Below are 21,506 nucleotides of genomic sequence, written 5' to 3' on the forward strand. Positions count from 1 at the left end.
GGTCAACCGATCGCGAGTTCATATTTCAGGCGATGCGAGAACCGCACGGGACGTTAGCGGCGCGGTCGAGCTCGCCGCAGAGATGGCCTGGGGCGCCGCGCGGCTAGGCGAGCCGCAGATGTTGCAGGCCAGCGTAAAGTCCGCCGACCGCCGCGATGATGAAGCCCCATCCGCCGGCTAGGCCGGCGAAGGGGCGCGATTGCCACCAGTGGCGGAGGGCTGGATGCGGTGAGCCATTTTGCACGGCGCCCTCCTCTGCGTCAGCCAGCGGGCGGCGGAGGCGGACCTTGCAGCTCCAGCAGGTCGGCGAAGCGATCCAACGACGCCAGATGGAAGTGCGCCAGGCCAAGCCAGCCTTGGCCGTGCCACTGGAACACCGTCTCGGCGTCCAGCGCCGCCAGCTTGAGCGGATCGATCAGCCGAAAGCCCTCGATCGCGAAGCGCCGGCCGTCCGGCGTGGTCAGATCAGCGCGCCGCTCCACCAGCAAGTCCTTGTCGATGACCGCCTTGCAGAACGCGGTGGTGGCCGCCGCTTCGCCCTGGAAGACGTCGCAGAACTCCAGCGCCTGACGGGTCAGCGGACCCGGCTGGCCGTCGACGAACAGGGGCTCGCCCTCCTTGCCGCCCTGGACCACGCGCGGACTGGCCGCGTCGATGGCCAGGGCGAAGCGGTCGGGCTGCCCCGCGCTCATGAAGCCGAACGGATAGCGGCGGATATAGGCCGGCACATAGGCGCTCGGCGTCCAGGCGCCATCGGCGACGAACAGGTTGCGGCGCTCGACACCGACCAGAGCCACGGGAGAGGCGCTCTCGGCGGCGAACAGGATCGGATACGAGCGCGAGGCCTTGGAGAATTCGGCCACCACCAGCGGAACGACATGCGCGTCGCGGGCGAATTCGAAACCGCCGTCCTTGAGCTTCCAGTCGGCGTGAGTGACGGACGAGAGCGCCTGGGGATCGCTGTAGAACAGCGGCAACGGCTTGCGGTCGGTGTCGGCTTTTACGGTCATGGGAGCGCCTGAAGAGGGGCCGCTTGCGGCCGCTTGAGGTGAAAGTCGTCAGGAGGGTCTCCCCCTCCCGGCGGCCGCGATGTGCTTTCGCGATCGCCGGGAGGGAGAGTTTCGGCCAGGCGGGCAAAACCTGGTGCGTCCGTGAGGACGCCGCCGAAAGGCCGGGAAGGCGCAAGGGAAAAAGCCCCTTCCCCGCCATGACGTGGGCGCGGCTACGTGTCTGGCGAAGCCGCGCCGAGACTATTTGCGCTTCTTCTCCTCGTCGGGATCTTCGCCGAACGACACGACCGAACCGGTGAGGATCGTCTGGCTGACGGTCCGCAACTTCTCGACCTCGGCGCTCATGTCGAAGGCCTTGTCGATGGCGTCGTCCTCGGCCGATTGGGCGAAGTTCTCCAGGTTGATCGGACCCAGCTGCGCGTCCTCGGTATTGAGTTCGACATTGGTCACGCCGCCGACCGTGATGTTGTCGAGACCGCGGATCTCCAGGGCGCCGACGAACAGGTCGCGTGAGGCCCGGATGCCCGCGTCGCCGGCGTTGACGATGCCGTTGAACGCGTAGAGGTCGACGTCGCCGCCCGGCGTGCCGTCCACCCGGTTGAGGGTGGCGATGCCGGCGCCGTTGGGCAGGCCCGAACGGACGATCTGGGTGATCCCGTTCTTGTCGACCGGGAAGGTGATCGGCGGGATCGACAGCGAGGTCTTGCGGCCCTTGCCGGCGTCGATGTTGCCGAACGAGGACCAGATCAGGATGTCGCCGTCGTCGGCGGTCATCGTGCGGCTCTGGTTGACGATGTAGTCGCCGTAGGTCAGCGCCTTGACCGCGCCCCCGTCCTGGCTGAGCACGCCGGACGCGTTCGGGTTGGTGTTGGCGACGCTGAGGCTGGCCAACTGCACGAGGCCGCCGGGAACCAGGATCTCGATGTCGCCGCCGCCGTCCGTGCGGATCTGGCTGTCGGTCATGACCAGATCGCCGAACCAGCGCGCTTCGCCCGCCTGCTTGGCTTCACCCGGCTTGCGCTGGGCGCCGGGGAACAGCTTGCCGACGGCGGCGTAGCCGCGCAACGGGTCGCCGCCCCGGATGCTGGAGGGATCGGTGGCCTTCGAAGCGCCGACGGCTTCGCGGCCCGCGGTCTTCATTTCCGCGAACATGATCCGCGTCGCCAGGCCCTGCTTCTTGGCGGGGTCCAGGTTGGCCAGCCAGGTCGAGGCCGCGTCGTAGTCGGCCTTGCTGATCTTGGAGACCAGCGTGCCGCGGGCCACCGGCTTGCCCTTGTCGTCCTCGAGCGAGATCGGCGGGCGGCCGTGCATCTCGTTCCAGTAGTTCACCAAGTCGACGGCGTAGACCGTGACCTCGGTCTGGCCGTCGGCCAGCACCGAGGGATGGGGCGTGCCCAGGCCAATGGTGTCGAAGGTGTAGTACTCGCTCAGATAGACCGGCCGGGAGCCCAGGTCGCCGCCGCCGAGATAGTAGGCGAAGAAGGCGTCGTACTCGGGGGCCTGGTCGATGCCGGCCAGGACCGACACGTCCGCGCCGTGCTCCTTGTTGAAGCCGGCCAGGGGCATCTCCTCGACGGCGCGGATGCCCCGGCCCGGCGAGTTGCCCATGTAGATCTCGTCGCCGGCCTGCACCCAGAGGCGGCCTTCGCCGTACACCTGGATGTTGGGCATGTAGATCGAGCCGCCGGCCTGCACCGTCGCCACGTCGTCGACGTCCTGGTTGAGGAACTCCATGCTCGGCAGACGGATGTCGTCGCCCGCCTTGATCCGCGTTTCATAGCCGAAGATCATGTTGCCCATGTTGTAGGCCTGGGGCGCGCCCGGATAGAACCGATTGGTCATCGTTCCTTGGGCGGCATAGATGTCGCCGTCCTTGGCGTAGATGCGGGCGTAGGTGGAGTTGCCCTCAAAGGGATTGCGCGTGCCTTCCAGACGACCATAACCAGGTCCGCCGGCGCCCCAGCTCGTGCTGAAGCGTACGTTCCTGTACGGATTGAGCGCTCGCGCCGCGTCCACCGCATCGCCCCAGCCCATCCCGAAGCCCGGCGCGTCGTAGCCGTGCAGGGTCTGGGACTGGCCGGAGGTGTAGAGGTTCCAGAAGCCGATATCCTTGCGCGCCAGGATCTCCAGGTGACCGGTCGGGAAGCTGTCGGTCACGATGTTGTACGGATTTTCGTTGGCGTCGCCGATCAGCACCGAGCCGCTGATGGACACCAGGCGCGTCTTGGACGGCAGGATGTCGATGAGCTCATACTGCCTGCTGAGGCCGGCGTGGTACTGTACGTCGCCGCCCGAGGAAACCACCTCCAGAGCGGTGTTCTCCGTATAGCTCAGCCAGCTGCCGTCGTCGTACAAGGTCCCCGGAATGTTGGTGCTCGAGCGCACGCCGTTGAAGCGCGCGTCGCCGCCCGTCACGATCCGCATCGTGGCGTCGTCCAGGATCAACACGGTCGCGCCCTGCAGACGCCGGTCGGGTCCGAACCTGATGGTTGTTTGCGCGAAGGAGCGGGGATTTTCGATGCCGGGGTTGCTGGTCTTGTCCATGCGACCGTCGACATCGATGGTCGCGGTCCCCTTCGACACCCAATAGGAGCCGCCCAGCAGGTCGCCGCCGACCTGCATGTCCAGATCGCCGCCGCCGCGAACCTCCAGCACCTTCGTGTCGCCGGCCGTCTTGCCGCCCGACACCCGGGTGGTGGTGGGCAGGACGACGGCCAGGTTGTCGACGTTGCCGCCGGCCCGGATCGTCACGTCGCCGCCGCCCAGCGCGCCGACGCCCTGGCGGAAGCTGTCGGGCGTGATCCACGCGGCGGTCTGCTGGTAGACGCCGCCCAGATCGGTGGTGAACAGGGCGTCCATCGGACCAGCCAGATCGATCTGCCCAACCTGGCCGCGCTGCCGGAACCACGTGATCTCCTTGATCGCGTCGCCGGCGCCGAGGATGTCGCCGCCCGCGACGATCGAGACGTCGCCGCCCTTTTCGAGGAACGAGGCCGGACGGTAGCCGGTGGCGATCAGGCCGGTGCTGGAGTCGCGATAGTAGAAGACGGTCGGGGTGTCGAAGTTGGCGAGCGGCGCGGCCTCACGGCCGGCGGTGTAGAGCGCGCCGTCGACGTATTGGATGTTGAAGGCGACCTTGCTGGAATCGTTGTCGAAGTTCTCGCTGAAGAAGCGATCGCCGTTCTCGACCCGGACGGAGCCGATGCCGCTGCCGGCTATGGTGATGAGCCCGAGGTCGTCGGCCACCACGGTGTAGTTGTCGTTGGACCCCGCCGGGCGCGTCGCCGAATAGGTCTTCAGCGTGCCGTCGGGCTGGATGATGGAGACGATATAGGCGTCCGCCCCGTCCTGGACAGCTTCGAACTTGTAGGTTCGCGACTTGTAGGCCACGTCCCCGGAGGACGCGACCTTGATGTCGCCCGTACCCGTGCGCACCACGGCGTTGATGAGCACGTCGCCTTCGCCGGTGGCCGAGACCTTGGTGGCCAGGACGTTGGTCTGGGCGAAGTCGGCGCCGGCGACGAGGTTGTAGCTCCACGAGGCGTCGTTGGTCAGGGGTGAAGTGACCGAGGCCGGGTTGGACGCCGGCGTCGGCGCGGGCTGGGCCGACAGGAAACCGTCCGACAGGTTGGCGTCGAGCGACAGGTCGCCGCCGGCCCGCAGGGTCAGGGTCCCGGGCTGGCCGCCGAAGCGCGCCGAGGCCAGGTTCCAGCTGTCCTTCAGCGTCAGGTTTCCGCCGGAGCGGATCTCGACGCCGGGCGTGATGACGAAGGCGTTGGCGTCGGCCTGTCCAAGCCGGGTCCGGATGGCGCTGACATTGCCCGTCGCCATGAAGGCGGCGGCCTGGGCGATCACCTGGTTTTGCAGCGCCGTGTCGATGACGTGGTCGCCGGCCCCAAGGTCGGTGACCTTGTAGGCTTCCAGGGTGGTGTTCCCGCCCTGGACCAGCGCCGTGTAGCGATTGATCGCGACGTCGTTGCCGATCTGGCGCGCCCGAAGCTGCACTTCGCCGGCCTGCCCCGCGCCATGACCGCCGACCCGGAGGATCGCGGCGCCGACATCGAGCGAGCCGGCGTCGCCGACCTGCAGCGAAACCAGGCCGCCCCGCTGGTCGCCGGCGCCCTTGGCGCTGGCGTCCAGCAGCGCGCCGTCCTCGACCACCAGGTCACCGCCCGAGGCGATGACGATCCGCCCGCCCTTGTCGCGGGTGGTGATGATCTTGGCCGCGCCGTCGATCGTGATCGAACCCGCGCCCGTCGAGAGCTCGAATTCGTCGACGCGCGTCTCGCCCGTCAGGTCGACATTGCCGTTGACGACGGCGAACCGGCGCGATCGGCTGAAGCCGCTGTCGTTGAGCTTGCTGTTCAGGGCGCCGAAGTCCGACAGGGTTGCGGTCCGCAGCGTGAAACTGCCGCCCTTCGCCCCTGCGCCGGCCTGGGCCTTCAGCAGGCCGTCCAGCGCCGCCACACCCTGGCCCGCCGAGACGATCAGGTCGCCGGCGTCGCCGGTCGCGCCGCCCGACAGGTCGAGCACCGCACCGTTCTCGACGGTCACATTGCCCGCCTCCGAGGTCAGGCCGATACCGCCCGCGCCCAGATATTCCGTCACCTCGTAGAAGGTGATCGCCGAGCCCGAGGCGTCGATGCGCGCCTTGGAGCCCACCACCACGTCGCCGGAGGTGGCGGTGGCTCGGAAGACGCCCGAGGCGATGTTGACCGGCAGGTCGACGCGAACCGACTGGCCCTGCATGTCCAGGGTCGCTCCGGCGGTCTGGAAAGCGTCCAGCGTCGCCGGTGCGGCCTGGCCCAGAAGCTGCAGCGCGCCGCCGGCTTTGACGCCGTGCGAGGCGCCGCTGCTGGCGGTGACCTGGGTCGTGGTGATCGAGACGTCTCCCGGCGCGACCAGCTTGCCGACGCCCGAGAAGATCACCCGGCCCTTCGCGCCGATATCGACGTCGGAGAAGCCCAGGCCGACCGCGCCTTCACCGAAGGTGATGGTGTCGGCGTTCAGGCTCAGCGCCCCACCGCCGGCCGACGGCGTATAGCCGGGCGCGTCGGTGTTGGAGATGGTCAGGTTCTTGGCGGAGAAGGCGCTCGAGCTGTGGCCGTCCACGTTCACGAAGCCGCCGCCGTCCAGCACCAGGTTGTTGGCCGTGGCCAGGTTCACGCCGCCGTGGACGTCGAAGGTGCTGAAGCTGCGCAGACGCAGGGTCTGGGCCCCGGCCAGGGCGGCGAAGGCCGCGTCGTTGAGCACCAGCCCGGCCTGGACCGCCGGAGCATTGCCGAAGCTGACCAGCCCGGCCGCCGCCTCGACGACGCCGGCCTTGAGGATGGCGCCCGGCTCGAGGGTGGTGTTGCGGGTGGCGTTGACGGCCACCGCATCGGTGGCTTCCAGCCGCGCGCCGCTTTCCAGCGTTACGTCGCCGCGATCGGTCTTGGCGTTGGTGCGGGTGATGCTGACATCGCCCAGGTTCGACACCCGGACAAAGGCGCCGCGATCTTCCGCCGGATAGGTGACCTGCGGGTTCACCGTCGTGTTGGTGTGCTGGGCCAGCTCCGGACGGATGATGACGTTTTCAGCCTGCGCGCCATCACCGGCGGCGCGGACCACCGAGCCGCTTTCAAAGAGAATTTCCCCGGTCGAGGTGAACAGGATTTCGGGACCGGTCAGTGCGTTCGCCTCGCTGTTGCGAACGACGATCCGCTCGGCGCCGATCGTGCCGCCGACCGGCGCACCGGTATTGGCGCGGCTCTCGTAACCGGTGACGATCTCCAGCCCGGCCGCGCCTTGGCGACGCACGCCGCCGATCAGCAGGCTTTCGGCCACGCCCGACAGCTGCTTGGGATCCAGGCGCAGGTAGCCGGCGCCCAGGTCGCTGATGTCGGTGTCGGCCCCGGCGATGACGATCAGGTCGCCCGCGATGTCCAGCACCCCGCCGCGATCCTTGGACGTCGCGCCGGCCGCCGAGAACCGGCCGTTCAGCTGCAGGCTCTGGCGGGCGGCGATGGTCATGAAGCCGCCGTCGGTCGGCAGGCGCGGATCGGCGTTGTAGACGCTGCCCGAACGCTCAAGCCCCGTCAGGAACCGCTCGCTCGAGAAGAAGTTGTTGCCGCTGGTCTCGATGAACTCCGAGCGCTCGCGCACGCCCGCGCCGGCCATCACCTGGAAGGTGGTGAAGGTTTGGTCGTTGTAGGCAACGCCCTGTTCGGCGGCCTGGTGGCCGGTCAGGATGAAGCTGCCGTCCCCGATGGTGCGCGCGGTGCTCGAGCTGGGGCCTTGCGAGGCCACGTTGATGCGATAGGCGCCCGGCGTCAGCGCGTATTGCGCCGGCAGCAGGGTGTAGTAGCCGGCCGGATTGCCGTCGAAGGCCGGAAGCCACACGATGTCGCCCACCGCCAGCTGCTCGCGGGGTTTGTCCGATGGGGCCTGGCCCAGGGCGACATCCGCGCCGAACGCCGCCGAGATGGCGAACACGCCGTCGCCCGCCAGGATGTTGGTTCCGCCCTTGGGGCCCTGGACGAACTCCAGGCCGAGCACGTCGCCGCCGCCGCTGGCGTCGATGATCGCGCCGGCCTGCACGTCAACATTGTCGCCCGACACCACGATCCGCTTTTCGGGCGGCGTGGTCAGCAGCAGATCCTGGGCGTTGCCCGGCGTCGGGCCGTACCAGTTCGAGCCGTCGATGGTTTGGCCGTAGAGGATCGTGCGGCCGGCGGCCGAGACCGTGGTCAGGCTGCCCGGCAGGAAATTGACGGTCGTCCCGCTGAAGTCGATCGTGCCGAACGGCGCGGCCAGCACCCCGCCCTGGTTGATCGTGGGGGCCTTCAGCTTCAGAACGCCGCCGGCCGAAAGCGGCGCGGCGCCGCCGGCCCCCGTGCTCTGGATCGTGATGCTCTTGTCGGACAGCAGGCTGAACTGCTTGCCCGTATAGGGATAGATCTGGCCGGCCTTGAGGGTCAGGTCGCCCGCGGCGAAGATCCGCGAGTTGAAGCTGGCCAGGTCGCCGCCCGCCAGGCTGTGGGTGGCCTCCAGATTGACCTTGCTGAAGCCGTAGAAGTCCACGGCGTTGACATAGATGTCGTTGGCCTTGGCCGTCAGCACGCCGCCGGTCGCGGGCGTGTTCGGTCTGGAAGCGTTCAGGGCCTGGCCGGCGACGCCGCCGAAGCGGATCTGCGGCGCGGCCAGAGTCAGGTTCGCCGAGGACGCACTGATGACGCTGGGCAGGTTCAACTGGCTCTTGGCCGAGATGGTCACGTCGCCGACCGGGGTGATGGAGCCCAGGGTCACCGTGTCGAAGGTGGCCATCCGATCCAGCGCGGTCTTGCCGAGCGTGAAGCTGGTCGGCGTGCTGACGGCGGCTAGAACCTGGGCGGTTGGCGAGGTCGAGCTGGTGGTCGACTGCCGCAAGGCCGCCATGGTGTTCAGGAACGCCCGCTCGCTGACCTGGGGCGTATAGCTGGCTGGCATCGAGAACTTGGGCAGGATGGCGCCGCCCGGCAGCGGGCTGTCGCCGGTAATGCCGCTCGGCAAGGCCGTCAGCGTCGGATCCAGATAGAACTTGCCTGTCGGATCGGTGCTCGACATCGGCGCGAACGACGCTTCAAACAGCGCCAGGATCGGCGCCAGATCGGCCGCCGTCACGGTGCTGTTGGGACCCGAGCGCGTGAACGGAATAGGCTCGATATCCGCGGCTTGCAGGCCGGTCGCCGTCCGGAGGCTGGCCTGGGCCGTGCCGGCCCACCATGTGCGCAGGTTTGTGAACGGCTTGTTGGCGGTGGCGTTGAGGCCGTTGCTGCTGGTCCGCAGGAGACGGGTGCTCAGGGCGTTGATGATGGTCTGCAGGCCATACTGGCCCGAGGTGCTGCCCGGCACGAACATCTGGCCGGGCGCGCCGCCGGTCATGTCGAGAATGCCCGCGCGCGCGCTGGGCGTGCCGGCGTCGCCGATGACGTCGCCCAGCATGTAGCCTTCGGACGCGCTGATCTTGATCGTGCCGCCGTCGCTGCCCACCATGCGATTGACGCGGGTGACGCCGAACCGCGTCGGGGCCGAGACGGTCAACATGCCGGACGCGCCGGAGACGTCCATGATCGCGCCGCTCTCGACGATCATCTCGTTGGCTGACAGCGTGATCACGCCGCCCGAGTGGATGGCGCCTTCGATCCAGCGATCGCCGGGGGCCGCGCCTTGGACCTCGTGGGTGACCGCGATGCCGCGGGCGTCCAGCAGCGCCGTGGAGCGCAGGTTCATCCGGCCGGGCAGGGCGTAGGGACCGGCTTGCGGCACCGGCGTGCTCAACGAGATCGCGCCGCTGCGGGCGATCAGGTCGCCGCCGATGTCGACGAATAGCCCGCTCAGCCCGATGGAGCCGTTGGTGTCGACCTTCACCACGGCGTTGTCGGCGACGCTCAGCGAGCCGGTGGCGTTCAGGGTGAAGTTCACGCCGGTGGGTCGCAGATAGTCGGCCAGCACGGTCGAGGTCGTGTGGTCGGCGAGATCAGCGCCGCTGGCGATCAGCGACGGCGACCCGTTGAGCTTCAGGGTCTGGCCGACCAAGTCTATGCGCGTGCCGGCCGCGACCTGGATGTTGGCGCCGACCGCGATGGCGGTGAGCAGGGTGCGCGGCGTTCCGGTAGGCGGCAGGCTCGCATTGTAGGTGGCCGCCGTCTGGTTGACGGCGCGGATCGTGGCGATGTGCGCGGCGGTGATCCGCTCGCCGGCCCGGACGATGTAGTAGTCCGGCGCCGCCTCGTTCGTGGTGTTGGGATTGATGATCGGGCCCGTGGAGATCCGACCGATCAGCTCGTCACCGATGGCGAAGGTCTTGTAGCCGCCGTCGATGGCCAGCCCGGTCAGGCCCCAGCCGTTGAGCCTGGCGTCCGATAGATACAGCGTGTCGCCCGCCGCCGAGCCTTCGCCGGCGCCGATGACGATGTCGCCCAGACCAGCCAGTGACAGCGAACCCGAACCGCCAAGGCCGCCAAGGCGGAAGTCCAGGCGGTCGATGAACGTCTGGGCCGCCTGGCTCTGGTCACGTTGCGCGGCGATGGAGCCGCCCTTGCCGTTCACCAGCTCGAAACTGCCGCGATTGGCCTGGATGGCCGGACCGGTCCGCTTCCACCAGCCGCCGCCCGAGGCGTCCAGCGTCACGTCGCCGTCCAGGATGACCCCGGCCGGAATGAGGGTCTGGACGACGCCGTTGCCGATGCTGATCGAACCGCCGTCGACATAGCCGCCCCAGACGCCGGTCCCGTCGAGATCGTTGGTCCAGGCCCCGGCCGCGGAGATCTTCGTGCCCGCGCCGATATGCGAGGCCAGCACGGTGATCTTGCCCGCCGCCGCGCTGAGCAGGACGTTCCGGCCGATATTGGCCGGCGTGGCGCCCAGTGTCAGCGCCCCGCCCGCCGCCAAGCGGATCTGGGTGTTGTCGAGGATGCTGAAGTTATAGGGCTTGGCGTCGCTCTTGTTCAGGATGGTGAGGTTCTGAGCGCCCGATATGAAGTCGTCTTCGATGAAGCTGAACGAGGGCTTGGAGCCCCGAACGAAGCCGGCGGGCAGCGTCGCGTCCGGCAGCAGCAGGGCGTCCAGCGCCGCGCCGGTATAGCCTTGCGTCATCAGCGCCTGCCGCAGCTCGACGGGCTGGTTCTGGTAGAGGACCCAGCCGGGCGCCAGCAGGCTGTAGCGCAGGTCGGTGCCGACGTTGTACTGCGCCTGGGTGTAGCCGCCGTCGCTGAGCTTGCCGTCGAGGCCCAGCTTGCTGGGGTCGAGGGTGACCTGGCCGCCGTTGACCGTCATCGTCACCGGCCCGCCGTCCGGGTTGATGAACACCTGGTCGAAGAAGTATTCCGCGAGGGATTCAGAGCCTGTGCCCAGGACCACCGTGCCGCCCTTGGGCAGACGGGTGGTGACCGCGGGCTCGATCGAGCCCGCCGGCGTCGCCGGCTTCTGGCCCTTCACGCCCGCGGCCGCCTGGCGCTGGCCGATGGTCGTTTCGCTGACGACCCGGCCCAACAGCTTCTGCGACGAGGACAGGATTTCCAGACGCCCCGCGTCGCCGCCCTCGGTGTAGCCGGCCTCGTAGCGCCGGGTCTTGGACAGGCCCACATACTTGCTGGAGGCGTCGGCGTCGGCGATGTCGACCACCCGGCCATCCAAGGCGGTCAGTTGAGTGACGTCGATCCAGCCGCCGGCATAGTCTGCGCTGCCGCCCGAGAGGTCGATCTTGGCGCCCTTCTCGACCTGCACGGTGCTGAGCGCGCGGATCTGGACCTCGCCGCCGTTGATCGAGCGGTCCTCGGCCGTCAGGTTCTGGTTGGCCAGGGTCCCGGTCCAGTCGACGATCGAGGCGCCGCGGCGGGTGTCGACCTTGACGTCCTGGCCGTAGAGGATCCCGTCGCGCTGAGCCGGCGAAGGGGCCAGTTCGTTGGCGCGGATTTCGAGATCGACGACGTTGTCGCCCACGTCGCGCTGGATGCCCTTGACGCCCGAGACGTCGATCAGGGCGCCCTGTTTCATGACGAAGGAGCCCGCCTTGCCCCTGTCGGCGCCGGGAAAATCACCGTTCATCATGGCGCTGTAGTTGCCGTCGATGGTGATCAGGCCGCTCTTGGCGCGCAGCGTGGCGTTCTCGTCCATCAGCACGTTGCGGCCGACCACGGCGATCCGCGAGCGGTTGATGCCGGTGAAGGTCTCGAGCGCGGGACTGGAGTCAGTTCCGGCTTCCGGCGCGACCTGGGTCAGGCTGTTCTTGCCGAAGACGATGTCGCCGCCCAGGTAGTCGAAGATGCCGGTATAGTTGGTCGTGGCGTCGTCGAAGCCGAAGCCCGCCCGCAGCAGCATCGCGCCCGTTCTCTGGCGCACGCCGGTGGTGGCGGTGACCGTGCCGCGCTGTTCGATCGCGGCGCCCTGGATCAGGATCGTGCCGCGCGTGGCGTTGATGACGCCTTCGTTGACCATCTTCATGCCGCCGACCTCGGCGGCCCGCGCGTACTTCTCGGCGGTCCAACGCGCCTCGTTGCTGAAGCGGTCGTATCGATTGTGGGTCGACGACAGGCCATACAGGCCGCGAAGGAAGTCGTAGAAGGTGAATTCGCTGACGCCGCTCGGCCTGAGGAGGAACTCCTCCCCCGTCAGGATCACGACCTGGCCGTCGGTGACGTCGATCGTGCCGCGGTTGATGACGTTGACGCCCAGGAAGGTCGCGGCGCTGGCGACGGCGGGATCCGACGACTTCAGGGTCAGGCGCGCGCCCTGCTCGATGACGATGTCGCCCTTGGCCAGGTCGAGCAGTCCGGGCAGGTCGCCCCACGCGCCCCCATCGGTGCGAGGCCTGGTGTCAAGCAGGCCGCCCGTATCGAGAACCGAATCCGGCACCACGGCCGTGGTCACCAGGATCGACTGGGTGTTGACCTGGGCGGTGCCCTTGAAGACCACGCCGTTGGTGTTGGCCAACCAGACCTGGCCCTTGGCGGTGATCTTGCCGGCGATCTGGGTGGGATTGGCGTTGAAGATGCGGTTCAGCGCGACCCAGTCGGCGCCGCCCTGCTCGAAGTGGACCTCCTCGCTGGCGCCCACGTCGAACTGCGACCAGTCCATCAGGGCCGCCTTCTGCTCCTGCTTGATGGTCATCACCAGACCGTTGTTGGTCTGGGCGACGGTCGGCAGGCGTGCGCCCGTCCAGCGACCGCCCGGCAGGATCTTGGTTCCCGCCAGGGTCTGGGAAGCGTCCTGCGCGGCGGCGGCGCTCAGGCCCAGCACACCGGATGCGGCCAGTCCCAGCAGGCTCGTCGACGCGATCAGCATCGCGCGTTGCGTGACCTGCTTGAAGCGAACCGTGACGGTCTTGGCGGGAACGGGTTTTGCAGCGGCGGTACGACGGCGGGCCATGATGGCGCTCCTGAAAACAATGCGGACAAGACCGCCGCGCGCACGCGCGACGGTCGCAGAAGGTCGTCAGTTGGCTTGGGCGGGCGGCGGCGCGGCCGGCTGGCCGGCGGCCTGGAGTTCGCGCTCGGGGAAGACGCGCTGGGCGGCGATCTCTTCCTCGAACTTCTGCAGGGTGTTCTCCAGACGCACGCGGTACAGCTGGGTCAGGGGCTCGCCGGAGGCGGCCTTCTTGCCCAGATGCATGTCGCCGTAGTCCTTGAGGATCGCCTTGCCGATCACGACCAGTTCGCGGTTGCGTTCGGCGGCGGTCTGCAGGGCCTTGTGGGCGGTGTCGGCCTCGGCGGCCTTGACCTCCAGCTCGGCGACCCGCTGTTCGGCGGCGCGCAGGTTGTTGGTGGCGGCGCTCAGCTGTTCGTTGCGCTGAGCCAGGGCGGCGATGATCTGCTCGGCCTGTTCGCGCACGATGCACTCGCCGGCCTTGGCCGCCCGGGTGACCGGGGCGGAAGCGGTTTGGGCCCCCGCCGTGACGGCCGCGCCGGCGGCCAGGCTGGCCGCGCAGAGAAGGATGGTGGTGAAGGTCTTCATCACGGGCTCCAGCGCTAGAATTTGACGATCAGGTCGACTTGGGCGGTGTCGCTGTCGATCGAGTCCGCCCGCGCCCCGGTGAGGGGGTCGATCAGGTCGATCGTGCGCGCCGAGAACCAGCTGCCTTCGAGCGACAGGCGGTCGCTGAGGCCGACCGCGCCGCGGATCACGAAGCCTTCCTGGTCGGTGCCGCCCAGGCCGAAGTCGCTGTCGGTGAACAGGTCCAGCGTGGCGTCGGCCTCGATGTGGCGGTAGCCGGCGCTGAACTGCCACTGGCCGACGTCGTCGATCCTCGGGCTGCCGATGGTGCCGCGCACGTGCCAGGCGGTGTCGCCGCTGGTGGCGGGAACGCCGTAGGTGTTGCGGATGGCGTTCTCGTCGAAGGCGGTGTTGACCAGGCCTTCGGCGTCGAACGACAGGCTGAGGGTGTCGGTCAGCTTGAACTCGGCGCGGGCGGTCAGGGCCGCGACCTCATAGGCCGAGGCCAGGCCGAACAGGACCGTGTTGGGCACGGTGTTGTCGCGGCGCACGTTGAACAGCGAGTTGCCGTACTGCACGCGGCGTGGCGTGGTTTCGTCGTTGTCGCGCAAGCCCGGGGTGTTGAAGAGGCCTTGGACGTTGTCGAAATAGTAGTAGGCGGCCGCGACGCGGAACTTCATCCGCTCGGTGGGCTGGATCGAGCCGCCCAGCTGCACGGCGTACAGCACCTTGTCGTCGGTCTTGGTCGAGAACTCGTCCAACGGGAAGGCGCCGATCGTGCCGAACACATGCGGGGCGCTGTAATGGTCGCCCAACGCGATGTCGGTGCTCACCGCCGCGCCGTCGAACTGCACGTCGCGGTCCCACATGATTTCGGTCGACATGAAGGGATTGTCGAACTTGCCGAACACCGCCGAGGTGTTGCGCAGCAGCGGCTGCTCCTGGAACGGCGAAACCCGGATGAAGGCGCGGTCGAGGTTGACGTTCACCTTGTCGAAGTTGGGCGACAGGGTCTCGTTGGTGGACGTCGGGTCGGTGACGTCGCCGGAGACGAAGCGCAGGCCCGCCTGCACCATGTTGCTGACCTTGGCGTCGACCGCCAGGCGGCCGCGAACCCGGGCGCGGAAGCGGCCGTCGGTGGTCGACAGGAACGGCGGCGGGGCCAGTTCGGAAATGCCGCCGCGGGTGCGGATCTCGGTCACGTTGGGGATCAGCGGCGTGTTGCCTTCGCCGAAGTTCTTCCATTCGCCGCGAACCCGCATGTCGCCCGACAGGGTGAAGCGGTTCAGCCAGCTCGGCAGGGCGTCGGGCTGGGCCCAGTTCTCCTGGCGCGCCGTGGCGAGGACGTCGGCCTTGACCTCTTCCTTGATCTCGGCGCGCAGGGCCTCGGGCACGTAGGGCACCCGGACCACGTCGCTACGCTGCTCGGAGCGCTTGCGGGCCTCACCCAGGACGGCGTCGGCGTCGGTCTGGCTCAGCACGCCCTTTTCCACCAGCACCTGGAGGATATCGAGCGTGGAGGGATCGGTCGGCCGCGTCTGGGCGACGGCGGCGCCGGCGGTGAGCAGCAGGGCTCCGCTGGCGGCTCCGGCGAACAGTCTGGCGGCGAAGGAGAGCTTGGACATCTTGGACTCCGTGGAGCGTGGGGATCGACCGTTCCCGGTCAGGATTGGCTGAGGCGGATGGTGGCGACGTAGGGAACCGGCCCGCCCGCGGGCGGCGGACGATCGATGGAGGACAGCCCGCGCAGGGCCTTGGTGATCGCGCCTTCCAGTTCGGACGGGGTGACGCCGGAGACGCTGACGACCTCCAGGTTCGCGCCTGCCCCGACCCGCACCTTGATGGAGAAGGCGAAGGCTTCCTGGGCCAGCGCCTTGTCCTTGCGCAGGTGCCGCATGATCAGGTTCTTGATGGTGTCGGCGTAGGCGCGGGAGGCGGCGTTGCCGGACGAGATTCCGCCGATCAGCGGTCCCTTGCCCGTCCCCCCCTGCCCTCGCGCGCCGCCGGTGAACGGCGAGGACGAGGCGGTGGGGTCCTGGAGGAGGCTGGCGAGATCGCCGGCCGGCGGGTTGGTGCTGGTCGGCTGAACCGCCGACAGCGGGTCCGGCTGGACCGTTTGCGGGGTTTCCTCCGGCTTGGTCTCGGTCTGCTGCTGGAGGGGCTCGGGCGGGGGCGGGGGCGGCGGAGGCGGTTCGGAGATGTCGAACATCTCGACCTCCTCGGTCCGCACCCGATCCTCGACCTTGCCGAGGCCGAGCAGCCACCAGCACAAGGCGACGAGGACCAGGCCGCCGACCACCAGAGCCACCGGCGTCGTCCACCGTCTTGGCCCCGGCGCGGGCGCCGATCTGGGGTTGGTTTTCATGCTGGGTTACTCGAACGGGCGGCGATCAGGCGGCGGGCTTTTCGGCCGGTAGGCCGATCTTGGTGATCCCCACGCCCTTCAAGACGTCGAGGACCTCCACGACCTTGCCGTAGGCCGTCGCCGTGTCGCCGCGGATGACCACCGGCACGTCGGGGTTCTCGGCGAAGCGGGCGCGCATCTCCTCGGTCAGCGCCGGCACCGAGGTGGGCGCGCCGTTGAGATAGAGCTCGCCGGACGCCGCCACGCTGATCGCCTGGGTTTGGCTGACCTCGAGGGTCTGGCGGTTCGAGGCCTGCGGCAGGTCGAGCTCGATGCCCGCCACCTGAGCCGTCGCCATCAGGATGAACACGACGATCAGCACGTAGGCCAGGTCGAGCATCGGAACGATGTTGACCTCGTCGTAGATGGCGTCTTCGTCTTGGATCTTGGCCATGATCGCCCCCTATGCGCCGTATTGGACGGCTAGACGCGCGACGAGCGTGTCGGCGAACGACCGGGTTGAGGCGTTGATCCGCTTAATCCGTGTAAGGATGATGTTGTATCCAAACAGGGCGGGGATCGCGACGAGCAGGCCGGCGGCGGTGGCCAGCAGGGCGGCGGCGACGCCGGGCGCGATCGAGTTGACGTTGACATTGCCCTCGGCCGCGATGGCCGCGAAGGTGATCATCACGCCGATGACCGTGCCCAACAGGCCCAGGAACGGACCGCCGGAGACCGCCAGGGTCAGCAGCACCATGCCTTCAGACAGCTTGTAGGCCTGATCGGACAGCACCCCGTCGATCCGCGCCTTCAGCGCCTCGACCGAGCCGCCGGACAGGTGGGCCGAACCGCCTTTGGTGCTCAGATCGAGCTCCTGCATGCTGGCCAGATAGATTTCCGACAGCGTGGAGGCCTCTTCCTGGGCGGCTTCGGCGCGCAGCGCCTTGCCGGCCCAGTCGGTGGTCGAGCCATAGGCCTCGCGGAAGGTCGCGTTCTGCTTCTCGATCTTGCCGACCAGCGAGGACTTGGTGACCATCACCCAGATGGCGATCGCCAGCAGGATGCCGCAGAGCCCGATGACCACCCAGCCTTCCAGCGTCACGTTGGTGACGACGGTGACGAAGTAGCCCAGCTCGAACTTGCCCTTGCGGGTCGCCTCGGCGCCGAAGGTCACCAGACCCCGGCCGTTGTCGGAAGACGCCACCGCGCCGACATAGGACGCCGAGCGTTCGGCGGCGGCGTAGCGGACGTTGTCGAGCTGGCCGGTGAAGCCTTGGCCCAGGATCAGGTCGTCGGCGAGGGCCGGCGTCGCGCCCTGGCCGCTGCCGGCCAATTTGCCGCCCACATAGAGGTCGACCGCGCCATTGGCGCGACCGATCAGGGCCACGTGGGTCCAGGCTCCGGGCGCCAGCGGCGTGGCGCCGACGATCTGGACGCCGCCGACCTGGGCCACCACCTGGCCATTGGCCAGGCCAAGGCTCAACCCGCCGCGCTGAGCCAGGACGGCGTTCTGCGGCTGGGCCGCCTTGACCCACATCATCAGGCTGAAGGGCGCGCCCGCGGCCGAGGTCAGGCTGGTCGAGGCGGCGATGCGGATCGGCGCGCCGGTCAGGCTGGCCGACTGTCCGGCGAAGCCCGGGACGGTCTGGACCGAACCCGCTGCGTCATTGCCGTTGCGGGTGCGATCCTTGGCCCCGCCGCTGAAGTCCAGGAACAGCAGTTCGGAGCTGTCGAACACCGCCGAGGAATTGGCCACCGACTTGGCGTCGCCGCCATAATAGAGGTGGTAGGTCTGGCTGGTCTTGGGATCCAGATCCGTGCCCTTCACCCACACCACGGCCAGACCGGTCTTGGGGTCGATGCTTTCGACATAGTGCTCGACGCGCTTGCCGTCGGGACCGGTGACCCGCAGGTCCGAACCGTCCGCCTTCAGATCGTCGAACGCCACGGTCTGTTCCGAAAGCCGCAGGGCGAACGGGAAGGTCGGCGTCGCCGCGTCCAGCCCGGCGCCCTTGGGACCCGGGTTGACCACGATCTCCTTGCGAATCTTCAGCTTATCGTCGAACCACTTGTCGCCGTCGGCCGCGAAGGCTGAATGCAGTGAAGTCAAAGCCGAGAAGGCGGCAATCAGACCTAAGAGATGTTTCCTGTTCATTTTCCGCCTCAATACTTGACGCCAATTTTCACGTGCAGGCGAAGGTCGCCCACGTCATCTGGAACCGGGGATCCGGAGCCGCTGGGGTCTTCCTGGAACTGGTAGGCAAGGTCGAGCTGGCCATAGAGGCTCTTGAGCACCTCGAACCGGGTGGAGACGCCGACGCTGGCCAGCCAGAACTCGGACTCCTCGTCCGGGAGCGGCCGGTTCAGGAAGGTGCCACCGCCCTCGGCGAACGCGCCCAGGGTCCAGTCGACAGCCTTGTCGACACTCTCTCCCGCCCAGCCGAGCGGGACCTTGCGATTGACTTCGAACGCCAGACGGAAGCCGCTGTCGCCCAGCACCTCGGCCTCGCGGAAGCCGCGGACGCTGCTGGCGCCGCCCAGCACGAACTGTTCGTTGGAGATCAGCGGCACGGCCGACAGCTGCCAGTCGAAGGTCGCCTTGGCCTCCCAGTCCTGCGGGAACCGGCGGGTGTAGTTGGCCGCGCCCGACAGGAAGAAGAAACTGGCCTCGGAGTCCGCGCGCTTGCCCGGACGGCTCTGGTCGCCCGGCAGCAGCGGATCGTCCGGCCGACCGCCGAATTCGTCCTGGTCGCCGACCACGCCGTCGAAGGCGAAGGTGGCGCCCAGGGTCACCTCGTAGTTGGACTTGGCGTTGCCGCCCAGCAGCCGGTACTGGCCGGTGAACGGCAGGTAGGTCACCGGGGTGTCGAAGGTCAGCAACTTGCCGGTGGCCGGATCGATCAGGCCGATCTGGTCCATGTAGTCCTTGTAGTCGACGCCGAAGAGCAGCGACTGGACCGAGCCCTTGGGCGAGCCGCCCAGGGTGTGGATGACCCGCGCGCCGGCCATGAAACCGTCGCCCAGCACCGCCAGGCCGCCGATGGTCGCCACATCGGTGTTGGACTGCACCGCATAGGCCAACAGGCTGGTGCGGCCATAGCCGATCGGCGCGTAGTACGAGCCCGACCACACCTGGATCTGGCTGGGCTCTTGCGGCGCGGTCTGGAAGAACAGGTTGGCGCTGTGGGCGCGTTGCCACAGATTGTCGTAGTGGACCGAGGCGTTGGCGCGCCAGCGCTCGGTCGAGCGGTTGTACTGGTCGTTGACCTCGACCGACGCGCCCCAGGGCCGCTTGTCCTCGACCACCAGATCGACATCCACCGTGCCCGGCGCCTGGCCGGCGCGGAATTCCGGCGTAATCGTGCGGGTCGGGCGGCTGTTGGCGTCGCCCAGCTCCTTCTGCAGCGACGGAACGTTGGGCACCGCGCCGTTGCTCAGGCCCGGCAGCGCGCCCTTGATCTCGCTGGGCAGCACGTAGCGCGCGCCCAGCACCCGCACCTGGTCGACGCGGCCTTCGACGACGGCCAGCTTGACGACGCCGCTCCGCACGTCCTGGGCCGGAACCTCGACCACCACCGTGGCGTAGCCGCCGTCGCGATAGGCCTTCTCAAGCGCGCCGCGGGCGGCTTCCACGTCCGGCACGCCCTTGGCGAAGCCGGTATAGGGCGTCAGGGCCCGCTGGATGGCGACGGCGCCCAGCACCGAATTGCCCGAGACCTCGAACTCCATGACGTCGAAGCGCAGGTCGTCCTGCTCGCCGTTCGCCGTGGCGATCGGCGCGTCGGCCGCGGCGTCCTGCGCCAAGGCCGGCATGGCGGCGCAGACAGCGGCGGCGGCCGAAGCGGCGCACAGCGCGCCGCGCAACGATGCGGACAAGACCTTGCTGCCATGGACCAAGACCATGGCGGTTCTCTCAGCGATCATTTCGCCCCCGACCTCAAAAACGCGACAGCGCCGGGGGAACTTGAAACCGACCGCCCCGACCGATGGGCAGCTGCTATCAGTCGATTACGACAACCGTAATACTATGCTATAGTATATAGAAACACAGTTTCGAACTACAAACGCAGTTAAACTCGCCAATACGGCGAGCTGAATGGTTCAATTCTCAATTTTACGGATAATAATCAAAAAGATCGCTGGAAAATCCGGTAGAACGACACCTTAAAACATCCTATGAGCGTGCAATCGCGCGATCGCTTCGGCCGTGTTCTTGACTCCGAGCTTCTTGCGCGCGCCGGCCAGATGGAATTTGATCGTCGCCTCCGCGACATCCAGCACCCTGGCGGCGGCGGCGGCGGTGAGGCCGTCCGCCGTGAGGCGCAGGATCTCCCGCTCGCGTCGCGACAACCGCGGCGCCTTGGCCGTGAGGGACATCAGCTCGCAAAGGCGGGCATGCAGGCGTGACACCACCAGCAGCCAGTGATCCGGCTCGGCGGCAAGCACCCGGGGCTCCGGACCAAACACCGTCACCAGGGTGGAGCGATGCAACGGACCGCGCACGGCCAGGGTCGCTCCTGCGGCCACGCCCGCCAACGCCAAGCGGTGCATGGCGGTTCTCGCCGCCGCGCCGCGATCGCCCGGCCAGTCCTGGACGGTCCAGGTCATCAGGAGGTTTTGCGACATGGCGCGCGCCTCGACCGGCCATGCGGCGCGGAATCGCGCATCGGCGAACAGGCTGGCCGCGTCGTCGCGCAGGGTGTGACGCTCGTGAACAACCGGCGCCCCGCTCTGTTCGATCACATGGCGGCAGTGCGAGGCGTCAAAGCCGTGAGCCCGGGCATGGCTGTCGACAATCTCGAAACCAGCGTTGAAATCGGCCGCCGCGGCCAGGGCGTCGCCGAACCCCGACGACAGATCGACGGCCCGCAGGGGTTCGTTCGCCGGGAACTGTCGTGCCGCGAGGTTCGTCATCCAGGCCTCCTGCCTCTAAGGACGAGGGCAGGCGCGGCTTTGCGCAAAGAATTTCGGAGCCGACCATCAAGCCGTCGGCGGGGCTCAGCCCAGAACCACGATATCCCCGGGCAGCCGAACGATCTTGGCGTCCAGAGACCGCGCAAAATTGGTCAGGGCCCCGTCGATACGATCCAGATGCACCACGCCGCTGACCCTCCGCGACGCCAGGCTGTGATCGCGCAGCAAGATGCGCCCCTTGCGGTAGCGGTTGAGTTCGTCGAGCACCTCGGTCAGCGGCCGGTCCTTGTAGATCAGCTGGCCCGAACGCCAGGCCGTGGTCTCGACCGTGTCACGCACCTGGGCCAGCGCGGCTCCCGCTGCATCGATGCTCAGCAGCGCATTGGGCGCCAGCGTGAAGCTTCGCCCCCGCTCCTCGACCGATAGGCTGCCCTGAAGGCAGAGAATGCTGGAGACCGCCCCCTGCCGACGCAGCAGGAACTGAGCTGTCCGGGCGACCGCGACCGCCTGGCCAAGCTTGGCGACGAACCGTTCAGACGCCGCCCCGCCCGCGAGCGTAACCATCACCTCGCCCTTGAGCAGCTCCAGGCCGCGTTCGGTTGCGGTGTTCCAGACGCGCGCCTGGGTGGCGGTGTTGAGATCGGCCATCGCGCCCGGCGCGATCGGAACGCGCCGCCGCTGCCCCTTCTCGGTGACGAACAACACGCCAGGCGCCGCGTCCTCGCGCCTCAACGAACCGGCCAGATAGACGCCGCCGACGGCGCAGGCCGCGATCGCCGCTCCACCGC

At 68.2% G+C, this 21,506-nt stretch carries 11 protein-coding genes; 1 reads left to right on the forward strand and 10 read right to left on the reverse strand.

Annotation, left to right across the window (positions count from 1 at the left end; translation table 11 throughout):
- On the forward strand, nucleotides 1-181 hold a 181-nt coding region (locus WAL33_RS10085; RefSeq protein WP_422180970.1), incomplete at its 5' end, for a hypothetical protein.
- A gap of 79 nt (nucleotides 182-260) precedes the next feature.
- Here WAL33_RS10085 and WAL33_RS10090 read toward each other — a convergent pair.
- The 10 genes from WAL33_RS10090 to WAL33_RS10135 all read right to left on the reverse strand — a co-directional run.
- Complete coding sequence (locus WAL33_RS10090; protein ID WP_422180972.1) at nucleotides 261-1,010, reverse strand: SapC family protein; 750 nt, start codon at nucleotides 1,008-1,010, stop codon at nucleotides 261-263.
- Between the two features lie 240 nt (nucleotides 1,011-1,250).
- The gene (locus WAL33_RS10095) at nucleotides 1,251-12,896 is read right to left on the reverse strand and encodes a filamentous haemagglutinin family protein (RefSeq protein ID WP_422180974.1); all 11,646 of its coding nucleotides are present in this window, start codon (nucleotides 12,894-12,896) and stop codon (nucleotides 1,251-1,253) included.
- A gap of 66 nt (nucleotides 12,897-12,962) precedes the next feature.
- Entirely contained in the window at nucleotides 12,963-13,481 is a 519-nt protein-coding gene (locus tag WAL33_RS10100) for a hypothetical protein (RefSeq protein ID WP_422180976.1), read from the reverse strand.
- Nucleotides 13,482-13,495: 14 nt separating this feature from the next.
- Nucleotides 13,496-15,085 carry a putative porin gene (locus WAL33_RS10105; protein ID WP_422180977.1) on the reverse strand — a complete coding sequence of 530 codons (1,590 nt, stop codon included), beginning with the start codon at nucleotides 15,083-15,085 and terminating at the stop codon, nucleotides 13,496-13,498.
- Nucleotides 15,086-15,123: 38 nt separating this feature from the next.
- On the reverse strand, nucleotides 15,124-15,825 hold the full coding sequence (locus tag WAL33_RS10110) for a hypothetical protein (RefSeq protein WP_422180979.1): 702 nt from the start codon (nucleotides 15,823-15,825) through the stop codon (nucleotides 15,124-15,126).
- Nucleotides 15,826-15,850: 25 nt separating this feature from the next.
- Complete coding sequence (locus WAL33_RS10115; RefSeq protein ID WP_422180981.1) at nucleotides 15,851-16,258, reverse strand: ExbD/TolR family protein; 408 nt, start codon at nucleotides 16,256-16,258, stop codon at nucleotides 15,851-15,853.
- Between the two features lie 9 nt (nucleotides 16,259-16,267).
- The gene (locus tag WAL33_RS10120) at nucleotides 16,268-17,959 is read right to left on the reverse strand and encodes a DUF2341 domain-containing protein (protein WP_422180983.1); all 1,692 of its coding nucleotides are present in this window, start codon (nucleotides 17,957-17,959) and stop codon (nucleotides 16,268-16,270) included.
- Nucleotides 17,960-17,967: 8 nt separating this feature from the next.
- Nucleotides 17,968-19,707, reverse strand: coding sequence for a ShlB/FhaC/HecB family hemolysin secretion/activation protein (locus tag WAL33_RS10125; RefSeq protein WP_422180986.1), 1,740 nt, complete (start codon nucleotides 19,705-19,707; stop codon nucleotides 17,968-17,970).
- 261 nt (nucleotides 19,708-19,968) lie between these two features.
- A complete protein-coding gene (locus WAL33_RS10130; protein WP_422180988.1) occupies nucleotides 19,969-20,718 on the reverse strand; it encodes a LuxR C-terminal-related transcriptional regulator in 750 nt (249 codons plus the stop codon).
- 84 nt (nucleotides 20,719-20,802) lie between these two features.
- A partial coding sequence (locus WAL33_RS10135) for a FecR family protein (RefSeq protein ID WP_422180990.1) occupies nucleotides 20,803-21,506 on the reverse strand: 704 nt, incomplete at its 5' end.

Origin of the sequence: Caulobacter sp., from assembly GCF_049283275.1 — a bacterium.
Taxonomy (GTDB): Bacteria; Pseudomonadota; Alphaproteobacteria; order Caulobacterales; family Caulobacteraceae; genus Caulobacter.

Coding starts and splice junctions, on each gene's coding strand:
- WAL33_RS10090 (WP_422180972.1), bottom strand. CDS start 1,010: ATGACCGTAAAAGCCGACACCGACCGCAAGCCGTTGCCGCTGTTCTAC.
- WAL33_RS10095 (WP_422180974.1), bottom strand. CDS start 12,896: ATGGCCCGCCGTCGTACCGCCGCTGCAAAACCCGTTCCCGCCAAGACC.
- WAL33_RS10100 (WP_422180976.1), bottom strand. CDS start 13,481: ATGAAGACCTTCACCACCATCCTTCTCTGCGCGGCCAGCCTGGCCGCC.
- WAL33_RS10105 (WP_422180977.1), bottom strand. CDS start 15,085: ATGTCCAAGCTCTCCTTCGCCGCCAGACTGTTCGCCGGAGCCGCCAGC.
- WAL33_RS10110 (WP_422180979.1), bottom strand. CDS start 15,825: ATGAAAACCAACCCCAGATCGGCGCCCGCGCCGGGGCCAAGACGGTGG.
- WAL33_RS10115 (WP_422180981.1), bottom strand. CDS start 16,258: ATGGCCAAGATCCAAGACGAAGACGCCATCTACGACGAGGTCAACATC.
- WAL33_RS10120 (WP_422180983.1), bottom strand. CDS start 17,959: ATGAACAGGAAACATCTCTTAGGTCTGATTGCCGCCTTCTCGGCTTTG.
- WAL33_RS10125 (WP_422180986.1), bottom strand. CDS start 19,707: ATGGTCTTGGTCCATGGCAGCAAGGTCTTGTCCGCATCGTTGCGCGGC.
- WAL33_RS10130 (WP_422180988.1), bottom strand. CDS start 20,718: ATGACGAACCTCGCGGCACGACAGTTCCCGGCGAACGAACCCCTGCGG.